Genomic DNA, 8,796 nt, shown 5'->3' with positions numbered 1-8,796 from the left:
TGGCGGGTGTCAGTTATGGAACGACATTGATCTGGGCGATCGTCGTTGGCGCTATTTTTAAATTCTTTTTTACAGAAGGCATGGGACGCTGGCAGTTAGCTACGGGGAGGACGATTCTTGAAGGATTTCATTCTCTCGGAAAATGGGCGACAGGTTATTTCGGAGTCTATTCAGTTCTCTGGGGATTGAGTTATGGAGCGGCCGCGATGTCGACAAGTGCCATCATGATGGTGACGATGTTTCCGGTTATGCCGCTGTGGGCATGGGCGATCATCCATGGTCTAGCAGGTATGCTGCTCGTCTTAACTGGCCGTTATAAGCTGTTTGAACGAGTGATGACCGTTATGATAGGCATTATGTTCATTACGGTGGTAGGATCTGCGGTCATTCTACTACCCAATATCGGAAATATCTTAAGCGGATTTGTCCCGCGGACGGGTGACGGTTCGTTACTGCTAGTCTTAGGACTTTTAGGCGGCGTAGGTGGAACAATTACGATGGCTTCCTATGGTTACTGGATCCGTGAGAACCAATGGGAAGGGCGAAAGTGGCTGCCGATGATGAAGTTGGATTCCGCCGTCGGCTATATCATTACAGGGATATTTACGGTTTCTCTGCTTGTCATCGGGGCTGAGTTCTTATATGGAACCGGCATGGAAATTAATGGTGAGGAAGGCCTAGTCACCCTCTCCAATATGTTCAGTGATCAATTCGGTGAGGTGGCTCGTTGGATGTTTCTGATTGGTGCCTGGTGTGCGGCGTTTTCTTCGTTGTTAGGCGTATGGAATGGAGTTCCTTATTTATTCGCAGATTTTATAAGAATCGTCAGGGGAAGAAAGGATCACAAGGTTACGGAGAAGGATCCAGCCTATCGAGCTTATCTCTTATGGCTGACTTTCCCTCCGATGCTCTTATTGTTCACGGGCAAACCTGTATTTCTTGTCATTTTATACGGTGCGCTTGGTGCGTTGTTCATGCCTTTTCTAGCGATTTCATTAATGTGGCTGTTAAATTCCAATCGCGTAGACAAGCAGCTGAAGAATGGCTGGATCGCGAATGCGGTTTTGACAGGATGTGTACTAGTTTTTGGGTATTTAAGTATTATTGAGTTGATCAATATGTTTAAGTAAGCGACTTTGCGTGACTTTAAAGGATTCTTTTGTTGTTCGTACTATTCTAGGAAATCAAGCAGGAATTTTTGTGATTTTTAAAGAAAAAGTAAAGTGTAGAACAATAAGGGAGGAATACACATGGCAGAAGTATCTTCGATGAAACAAGCGGTTGATATGCTACGGGAAAAAGGGCTATCCAATAGGGACATCCTCAGCAATGTGGATAACAGTCATTTCCCGTTCGATGATGAAGAAGTCGTAATGACGTTCATTGATTTACAAATTGAATGTTCCTCTGATCAAGATTTTGACAAGTTAGTGGCTTATTTATATGATTTTGATTTGAATTAAGCATAGTGGGAGAAAATAGAACTAAAGAAGACCAGCATCCAAATGAGGGTGCTGGCCTTCTTTTTATCTAAAAATTTTGAAAAATTGATGGTGGTGAACTCCTTATGCCAAACCGTCAGCAACAGGGCTTCACGTTATATATGATTGCTTTTCTTCAACTCAAAGGATGGATTTTCTAAAAAAACAGGGTTGTAAAACGTTTTCATTCTATGTATAATTCAAACCAAGTTAACGATCCAAAACGTTTCGGAAAGGAAAATGTAGAAAGCTATGGCGACCATCAAAGATATTGCAAAACTCGCTGGAGTTTCCGTTACAACGGTTTCAAGAGCTTTGAACGGGTATTCCGATGTAAATGCGAAAACAAGAAAGCGCATCGAAGAAATTGCAAAAGAGATCGAGTATAGTCCGAACGCTTTGGCACGAAGTCTTGTGATGAATAAGACGAAGACCATCGGTTTATTGGTATCCGGGCTTTCCCGGGAAGGAGCAAAGGATAACATTGTCTTCGACGTGCTGACAGGCATCAATGAATTCTGCGGCGCGGAAGATTATGACCTTGTGCTTTTTAATACGACGACTTCGAAGCAGAAGGAAAAGACTTACGCTCAATTATGCAGAGAGCGTCGGGTCGAAGGAGTCATTGTCCAAGGAATCAAAAATGACGATCCATATCTTCAGGAGATTTTTGATAGTAATATTCCATGTGTTCTCATTGACGTTCCGGTCGAGAGTGAAACGTCCGGATATGTCACAACAGATAACGTGGATGGATTGATGAAAGCAGTAAGGCACCTGGTCGAGCTTGGACATGAAAACATAGCCATGATGAATGGCCATGATCAGGCCTTTGTAAGTAAAGAGCGATACAAAGGGTTTGAGCTGGGAATGCTTGAAGCCGGCCTTCCTGTTTGTAAAGAATGGATTTGTAATGGTGAGTACAACGAAAGAAAAGCTCAGGAAGTAGCGTTACAGTTGCTTACGACTTACCCGGAGATTACCGCTGTTGTCTGTGCCAGTGACCTTATGGCTCTCGGCGTGGTGCGTGCAGCTGAACACCTGGGAAGAAAAGTGCCGGATCAATTATCGGTGACAGGTTACGATGACATTACGCTTGCTTCCTACGTGACGCCGGCGCTTACGACCGTGGCCCAGGATTGTTTCCGAATGGGGTATGCCGCGGCAGATCTTCTGATCAGTATTCTCCAACAAAAATCGGGAGACAGGGTACGATTGATTGAAAATGAATTAAAAGTAAGAAATACAACAAAAGAAATCGACTAATTTTTTTTTACGAAATATCCGAAACGTTTTGGGTATATTTTTTAAACAAAATCCAAAACGTTTCGGGTGAAGGGGTGAAGAAATGGATTACCGCGTTTTAAAAGATAATGAGCTATTTTTACTTACTGATAAAAGTGGAGATATTCCGCTTGAACATCCATATGGACTTGGATTGTATAAAAGAGATACGCGTTTCCTGAGCGAAATGTCGCTGACGATTAACGGGGAACCCTTGATCCTGTTGAAATCCGAGGCGGGTGGAACCTATGAATCTTCGATGCTATTAACGAACCCTCACATGGAAAAGGATGACGAGGTTGAACTTTGGAGGGAATCGATTGAAATCGAGAGGTTCCGCTACATATCGGACGATGTTCTTTATGAAACGATTCGAGCGAAAAGCTACTATCCAAAGCCTGTCCGTTTTTCATTGGAACTATCGTTTGAAGCCGACTTTGCGGACATGTTTATCGTTCGCGGCTTTCAACATGGCGAAATCGGAACGAAACAGGAAACGAAAGTTGAAGAGGACCGGCTGATTTTCAATTACGATGGTGCCGATCAAATCAACAGGTCCACACAGGTGATTTGGGAACAGACGTCAGGAGCTAAGGCAGAAGGCAGTACGATTACATTTCCATTTGCATTGGCACATGAAGAAGTAAAGGAAATAATGGTGCGGGTGGTCCCTCTCGTCGGAGAAGAAAAGAAAGAGGCACGAAAGGCTCCTAAGGCGTATCAGAACCTTAAAGAAACGTACGAAGATTGGAATGCTAACGTCACGAAGGTGGTTACCGACCATACATCATTGAATCGATTGATTGAAAGAGGGATTCAAGATCTTCGTGCCCTGTCTACCGATGTTGGATTCGGCCCCTTCTTTGTCGCGGGACTGCCGTGGTTTGGCGTTCCATTTGGACGCGATAGTCTAATTGCTGCCCTCCAAACGCTGCCGTTCCAGCCTGAGATTGCCAAAGGAACGTTACATACTTTGGCCCATTATCAAGGCACAAAAAAAGATGAATGGCGAGATGAAGAACCAGGAAAGATCATGCACGAAATCCGCTATGGAGAGCTGGCGAATACCAATCAGGTTCCATTCACGCCTTACTATGGAACGATTGATGCGACTCCGCTGTTTCTCATACTATTAACAGAATACGTGCGATGGTCTAAAGATCTGGAGTTCTTTAAGGAACTTCTACCGAATGTTGAAAGCGCTATCGAATGGATCGATCAATACGGCGATCGTGATGGGGACGGGTTTATCGAGTATCATCAGGAATCCAGTAAAGGGATTGCCAATCAAGGGTGGAAGGACTCAGCAGATTCTGTCGTCCATCGAAATGGAGAGTATGCCAAATCGCCCATCGCTTTAGCTGAGGTTCAAGGGTATGTGTATCAGGCGCGACTCGGAATTGCTGAACTCTATGAATCTACAGGTTCTTCTACGAAAGCAGAGAAGCTGAAGTCCCAGGCAGCCGACTTAAAGGAAAAGTTCAATGAAGCGTTCTGGATGGAGGATGTCGGCTATTACGCGATTGCGCTCGACGAACATAAAAACCAGGTGGGTACGATCACATCCAACCCTGGCCACGTATTGTATTCCGGCTTGATTGATGAAGATAAACAGGATCAGGTGCTAGATTCCCTTGTTTCCTCAAAGGTGTTTTCAGGCTACGGAATCCGGACCATGGCGGAGGGAGAAGCTGGATACAATCCGATGAGCTATCACGATGGAAGCGTCTGGCCGCATGATAACAGCATGATTTTGCTTGGAATGGGCTATGTTCAAGGCCATGAGCAAGCCAATGTTGTTATCGAAGGACTGATCGATGCATCGCGCTCATTTGAATATGAACGTCTGCCAGAATTGTTCTGTGGATATGGAAGAGAAGAAGGGAAACCGGTCCCTTATCCGGTGGCTTGTTCCCCGCAGGCGTGGGCTGCAGGCACACCTTTAACTTTTGTCCGCACGATGCTTGGGTTGTACCCGACGTATGACAGCAAGGAACTCAAACTTTCACCGAGCTTCATCAACGGCTTAAATGAAATGGCTGTCGAGGACCTGCCATTCGCGGGAGGACGAGTTTCTTTTACCATCAAACGTAAAGAAGATCAGTACGATCTCGATGTTGCAGAGAACACGACTGGATTACATGTAAGTCTTCACTCAGATTCAAACATTCACGTATAAAACTATTTGAAGGGATAGGTTAATCATGAAATTAAACAAAATGCTGGCGGCTGTTGGTGTGACAGGAATGCTATTGGGAGGAGCGCTTGCCGGATGCAGCAGTGATTCTTCCGGAGATGGCGGATCAAGCGATGGCGAACAGGTAACGGTAGAACTTGCGGGTTGGGGCAGTACTCCTGAGGAGAAAGAATTATTGAATCAGACAATTCAGGAATTTGAAGACGCCCATCCGAATATTAAAGTGGAGCACGAAGTGATAGCTGACCAGTACATGGACGTCATGAAAACGCGTCTTGTTGGAGGAGAAGCTGCCGACGTTTTCTACCTCGATGCCTTTGAAGCTCCGGGCCTTGCTAAGACGGGCGTGCTTGAACCTCTTGACGAGTATGTAACGGACGAATTTGATATCGACGACTTCCAGGATCCATTGCTGAATGCGTTCAAGTTTGACGGCAAGCAGTACGGGTTTCCGAAAGACTTCTCAACCCTTGCTTTGTTCTATGATAAGCAGGCCTTTGAAGAAGCAGGACTTGAAGGACCTCCCAAAACGTGGGATGAGCTTAGAAAATATGCAGAGAAGCTGACCGTAGATAAGGATGGAGACGGACAGCCGGATCAATACGGACTTGGTTTCTCTTCTGAGCTTGCCCGTCAATTTTATAAGCTTAAGCCTTATGGAGCGAACGTTGTAGACAAGAACAATGAAGCAGCTTTTGCAAGCGATGAAGCAATTGAGGCTCTTCGGCCAATCGTTGAAATGAAGCAGGATAAAATTGCCGCTCTTCCATCTGATGCCGGCACAGACTGGGGCGGAGATATGTTCGGACAAGGGAAAGCGGCGATGGTGATCGAGGGGAACTGGACCGTTCCATTCCTAGAGAGCAACTTCTCAGATAAGGATTATGCGACAGCTGAACTCCCAACTGTTAATGGCGAAAAAGCAACAGCGGCATTTACAGTCGCTTATGTCATGAACAAACAATCCGAAGTGAAAGACGCTGCCTGGGAATTGATTTCCTATCTTACTGGTAAAGAAGGAATGAAAACGTGGACAAGCAAAGGCCTTGCTCTTCCGACGCGTGAATCGGTAGCCGCTGAGCTCGGATTTGATGAGGATCCTATTCGTAAGGCGTTTGTTGACGGAGCTTCTTATGCTCAGCCATGGCAGGCAGGCCCGAACCTTCCGACAATCAACAACAACTTTAACAACCAGTTCACAAGTGCCCTGCTTGGGGATCAATCCCTTGAGGAAGCGTTGAAGCAAGCTCAAAAAACGGCGAATAAGGAAATCAAAGCATCGAACTGATAAGCGTGAGGAAGTTTTGCTGATGGATGATAAGGGAGGAAGTCTATTTCCTTCCTTTATCCTTCATGTTTTTTCTGGAATGAGGTCGGCGATTTGGTATCAAGAATGAAAGAGGTGGCGATATGGAACCGGCTAGAAAAGAAAACACTAATCATGAACAGAAACACTCGAAACCGCCTAAAAAAGAAAAACGTCCGAAGCGATACATGAGTAAAGGAATGAAAGAAGGAATCTCGGGCTATTTGTTTATGACTCCGACGATTTTTACCATAGGTGTTTTTGTTGTTATCCCTATTATTTATGCCTTTTACTTGTCCTTTAATGATGTGCAGCTGCTCGGCGGCATCGGTTATGAGTTTATCGGACTTGAAAACTATGCGCGTACATTGGACGACACGAGGGCGATGATAGCCCTAAAAAACACGGCAGAATATGTGCTCATCGTTGTCCCAGTTCAGACGTGTCTAGCTTTATTACTTGCGGCAGCCTTAAACTCAAATATTCGAGGGAAAAATGCGTTTCGAATTATTTTCTTCCTGCCAACGGTAACGTCTTCTGCTGTGCTTACCATTATCTTTATGTGGATGTACAATCCAGATGGGCTAATCAATTCGTTTCTTACGTTTTTAAGCCTTCCAACGTATAACTGGCTGGCGGACCCTGATATTGCTTTGAAGTCGATTATGATTATGAACATCTGGGCAACCGCCCCATTCTTTATGGTCATTTATCTGGCTGCGATGCAGGATATCTCTGATTCCGTATATGAGGCCGCTACCATCGATGGAGCTAACTGGTGGCAGAAATTCATCTTTATTACGGTCCCTATTTTGAAACCTGTCACCTTCTTTGTCGTCGTCATGGGAGTAATTGGAACCTTCCAGTTGTTTGATCAGTCTTACATCTTCTCAGGAGGATCGGGTGGACCGAATAACTCGACATTGACCGTTGTCCTATTGATCTATCAATACGCCTTTAAATCTCTTGATATGGGGTATGCTTCAGCGCTTGCTGTCGTGCTTGCCTTCATCATTATGATTGTAACGATCATCCAGAAGAAATTCTTCGGTGAGGAAAAACTTCATGACTAAGGGAGGAGACCAATGAAGAAGAAAACATTTACGAAGCCATTTGTGTACGGAGTATTAATCATATACGCCGTGGTGACCTTTATGCCTTTTCTTTGGGCGATCCTTTCTTCCTTTAAGCCTTTAGAAGAGATTGTATCAGGCATCACGTTCTTCCCTGAGAACTTTACCTTCAATAACTATACGGAAATCTTTTCAAGAGAACCGTTGTTCCTGAGGTGGATGTTCAATTCTCTTTTCATCACGGCCTGCATGGTCCTCTTGAATATCATCTTTAACTCGATGGCTGGCTATGCCCTGGCGCGAGTGAAATTCGCCGGTCGCAAGTTCTGGTTCTTTCTAATCTTAGTCGTATTGATGATCCCTTTTCAGGTAACATTAATTCCTAGTTACCTCATTCTGAAGGCATTCGGCTGGCTGGATACTTATCAGGGCCTCATTATTCCAGGCATGGTCAATGCGACCTTCATTTTTATGATGAGACAGTTCTTCTTAAACTTCCCGAAAGAATTGGAGGAAGCTGCACAGATGGACGGCCTCAGTCGAATCGGAACCTTCTTCAAGATTGTCATGCCATTGGCGAAGCCGGCCCTTGCTGCTCAGGCCGTATTTATATTCATGTCATCATGGAATGATTTCATGCGACCATTGATCATTATGTCTTCGGAAGAAATGTTCACGCTGACGCTTGGCTTGAATTCATTTAAAGGGCAGTATATTAGCTTCTGGAATTTAATCATGGCAGCGTCGACGCTTATGACAATGCCGTCCTTATTGATCTATGCGTTCTTTAACCGCTATTTTATCAAAGGGGTTACGTTTACAGGAGGAAAATAACATTTGAACTCTCAAGCTTTCGGCTTGAGAGTTTTTCTTTTCTGAGAAAGACAGATTTTTATTAAACAGGCAAAAGCGTGATCAGGGTATGGGGGAAGCACCTATAAGATTCAATAGGTTCATGGTATGATGATAGAATAGAGAGCTAGGAAAAGGTTCTGTAAACGACCTGTTCCATGGAAGGAGAAACGGAATGATTGATTTACACAGTCACATCTTACCAGGTGTCGATGATGGTGCTCAGTCGCTTGAAGACAGCATTGAGATGGCACGGGCAGCTGTAGAAGACGGAATTACCGCGATCGTAGCTACCCCTCACCATAAAACTACAAGGTTTGATAACTATAAGTCTGACATCATAAGTAAAGTAAAAGATTTGAATGAGGCGTTAGCCGATAGAGACATCCCTTTAAAAGTGCTCCCAGGACAAGAAACAAGAATTTATGGGGAGTTTGTGGAGGGCTTACAGAATGGTGAAATGCTGACCATCAATGAGCACACCAATTATGTGCTTGTGGAATTTCCACATGAGCGTGTGCCGCGTTTTGCGAAGCAGTTGTTGTATGATCTACAAATGGCTGGTTACAGGCCGATCATTGTTCACCCTGAGCGAAACGAACA

8 protein-coding genes are annotated in these 8,796 nt (G+C 44.6%); all 8 read left to right on the top strand.

Annotation, left to right across the window (positions count from 1 at the left end; all coding sequences use genetic code 11):
• The coding region (locus tag LD39_RS12010) for an Nramp family divalent metal transporter (protein WP_035546797.1) at positions 1 to 1,130 on the top strand (1,130 nt) is incomplete at its 5' end.
• 120 nt (positions 1,131 to 1,250) lie between these two features.
• Positions 1,251 to 1,463, top strand: coding sequence for a hypothetical protein (locus LD39_RS12005; protein WP_035546795.1), 213 nt, complete (start codon positions 1,251 to 1,253; stop codon positions 1,461 to 1,463).
• A 270-nt stretch (positions 1,464 to 1,733) separates the two neighbouring features.
• Complete coding sequence (locus LD39_RS12000; protein WP_035546793.1) at positions 1,734 to 2,747, top strand: LacI family DNA-binding transcriptional regulator; 1,014 nt, start codon at positions 1,734 to 1,736, stop codon at positions 2,745 to 2,747.
• Between the two features lie 82 nt (positions 2,748 to 2,829).
• Positions 2,830 to 4,944 carry an amylo-alpha-1,6-glucosidase gene (locus LD39_RS11995; protein ID WP_035546791.1) on the top strand — a complete coding sequence of 705 codons (2,115 nt, stop codon included), beginning with the start codon at positions 2,830 to 2,832 and terminating at the stop codon, positions 4,942 to 4,944.
• 25 nt (positions 4,945 to 4,969) lie between these two features.
• A complete protein-coding gene (locus LD39_RS11990; protein ID WP_035546790.1) occupies positions 4,970 to 6,250 on the top strand; it encodes an ABC transporter substrate-binding protein in 1,281 nt (426 codons plus the stop codon).
• Positions 6,251 to 6,456: 206 nt separating this feature from the next.
• Positions 6,457 to 7,341 carry a carbohydrate ABC transporter permease gene (locus tag LD39_RS11985; RefSeq protein ID WP_035546799.1) on the top strand — a complete coding sequence of 295 codons (885 nt, stop codon included), beginning with the start codon at positions 6,457 to 6,459 and terminating at the stop codon, positions 7,339 to 7,341.
• A gap of 12 nt (positions 7,342 to 7,353) precedes the next feature.
• On the top strand, positions 7,354 to 8,175 hold the full coding sequence (locus tag LD39_RS11980; RefSeq protein WP_035546789.1) for a carbohydrate ABC transporter permease: 822 nt from the start codon (positions 7,354 to 7,356) through the stop codon (positions 8,173 to 8,175).
• Positions 8,176 to 8,368: 193 nt separating this feature from the next.
• Positions 8,369 to 8,796, top strand: a 428-nt coding sequence (locus LD39_RS11975) for a tyrosine-protein phosphatase (RefSeq protein WP_035546798.1), incomplete at its 3' end; no start/stop codon positions are given.

The organism is Halobacillus sp. BBL2006 (assembly GCF_000786645.1).
Classification (GTDB): domain Bacteria; phylum Bacillota; class Bacilli; order Bacillales; family Halobacillaceae; genus Halobacillus.
The sequence above is the reverse complement of the archived record's forward strand: the minus strand, read 5'-3'. Positions and strand labels throughout refer to the sequence as shown.

Bases quoted from the DNA above. Each gene is read 5' to 3' on its own strand.
- LD39_RS12005 (WP_035546795.1), top strand. From the start codon at position 1,251: ATGGCAGAAGTATCTTCGATGAAACAAGCGGTTGATATGCTACGGGAA.
- LD39_RS12000 (WP_035546793.1), top strand. From the start codon at position 1,734: ATGGCGACCATCAAAGATATTGCAAAACTCGCTGGAGTTTCCGTTACA.
- LD39_RS11995 (WP_035546791.1), top strand. From the start codon at position 2,830: ATGGATTACCGCGTTTTAAAAGATAATGAGCTATTTTTACTTACTGAT.
- LD39_RS11990 (WP_035546790.1), top strand. From the start codon at position 4,970: ATGAAATTAAACAAAATGCTGGCGGCTGTTGGTGTGACAGGAATGCTA.
- LD39_RS11985 (WP_035546799.1), top strand. From the start codon at position 6,457: ATGAGTAAAGGAATGAAAGAAGGAATCTCGGGCTATTTGTTTATGACT.
- LD39_RS11980 (WP_035546789.1), top strand. From the start codon at position 7,354: ATGAAGAAGAAAACATTTACGAAGCCATTTGTGTACGGAGTATTAATC.